The following is a 1,461-nucleotide window of genomic DNA, read 5'->3' on the forward strand; positions in this document are numbered from 1 at the left end:
TGCCGGCCTGGTTCGACGACTACAACAACACGCACCCGCACAAGGCGCTGAACATGCGCTCACCGCGGGAATTCAGACAGGCTCAGGCAAGTAAGAATGCGTGTCCGGTTTTATAGGGGCAACTCCAATCACCGCACCGCCCAGTGCCGCACCTACGGCATTGCCCAGGTTGAACGCGCCGATATTGACCGCCGAGGCCAGGTTGGGGGCATCGCCCGCTGCGCCGATAACGCGCATCTGCAGGGGCGGCACGATGGCGAAACTGGTGACGCCCCATAGAAAGATCAGCAGGACTGTCGGTGTTGGAAACGGCACTAGCAGCGCAAGAGCGATCAACACCACCGTCAGGCTTTCAAGCGTCACGAGGAGGGTGTGGTCGACCGAGCGGTCGGCATAGTGTCCGCCCAGCGCATTACCCATCATCAGGCCCAGCCCGTAGATCGCCAGCGTCGTGGTCACAAAAGCCACGGATGCTTCTGTTTCGTGTTGTAACAGCGGCACGATATAGGTGTAGACCGTGAACATCGCGCTCGCGCCCAACACGGTGAGCGTCAACGCCACGATCACCGAAGCGCGTCCCAGCACCTTGAGTTCTGCCAGTGCGCCACCGCCGCGGGGCGCCGGTCGGTCGGGCAGGGTCAGACGCAACGCCAACATGGTGATCAAACCCAGCGCGGTGAAACCCCAGAAAGGCAGCCGCCAGCCGAACTGTTCGCCCAGCCAGGTCGACAGCGGCACACCCACGACGGTCGCCAGAGTCAGACCCGTGAACATCGCCGCGACCGCGCTCGCACTACGCCCTGGCGCCACCAGACTGGCGGCCACGACCGCACCGACCCCGAAAAACGCGCCGTGATTGAGCGAAGTAATGATTCTCGCCAGCATCAGCATGGCGTAGCTCTGCGAGAGGGCTGCCAGCAGGTTGCCGAGCGTGAAAATAGCGGCCAGACCGATCAGCAGGGTGCGCCGCTTCATTCGCCCACTGGTTAGCGTCATGAGCGGTGCGCCGACCATCACGCCGATCGCATAGGCACTGATCAATAGCCCGGCGATCGGAATCGAGACGTCGAGATCGTCGGCGATCAGCGGCAGCAGGCCCATGGGTGAAAATTCGCTGATGCCGATACCGAAGGCACCGATGGCGAGCGCAAACAGGGGGGATTGAGGGTCATGCGCTGGCTCCCACGGTCTCGACCCGTGGCGGATTCAACCGCGAATAATAGGGGACGAATAATAGGGGACAGACCCTGAGGGTTCCCCACAAGTATTTATTATTTAACAGATACTTAGCGTTATTCGAGGGGTGGTCAGAAGGGCGTGCATGACGGATAGTACCCTTCGTATCGACCAAAATGCGAAGGCCGTCATGCACGCGAGTGCAGTATTGCAGACGTGGCTCGGGTCTGTCTTTTCCGAGATCGATCAACGTAACGCCCACACCACATCGCAGGCCGTGTGTGC

2 protein-coding genes are annotated in these 1,461 nt (G+C 61.0%); one reads left to right on the top strand and one right to left on the bottom strand.

Annotated elements, in window-relative coordinates:
- On the top strand, window positions 1-116 hold a 116-nt coding region (locus D3260_RS18220; protein ID WP_370456270.1), incomplete at its 5' end, for an integrase core domain-containing protein.
- On the opposite strand, the gene D3260_RS17040 is transcribed toward D3260_RS18220, so the two are convergent.
- Entirely contained in the window at window positions 73-1,101 is a 1,029-nt protein-coding gene (locus tag D3260_RS17040) for an MFS transporter (RefSeq protein WP_120099806.1), read from the bottom strand. The two genes, D3260_RS18220 and D3260_RS17040, sit on opposite strands and share 44 nt — an antisense overlap.
- Window positions 1,102-1,461 lie beyond the last annotated feature (360 nt).

It is taken from the genome of Salinisphaera sp. Q1T1-3, from assembly GCF_003602005.1.
In the GTDB taxonomy this organism is placed as follows: Bacteria; Pseudomonadota; Gammaproteobacteria; order Nevskiales; family Salinisphaeraceae; genus Salinisphaera.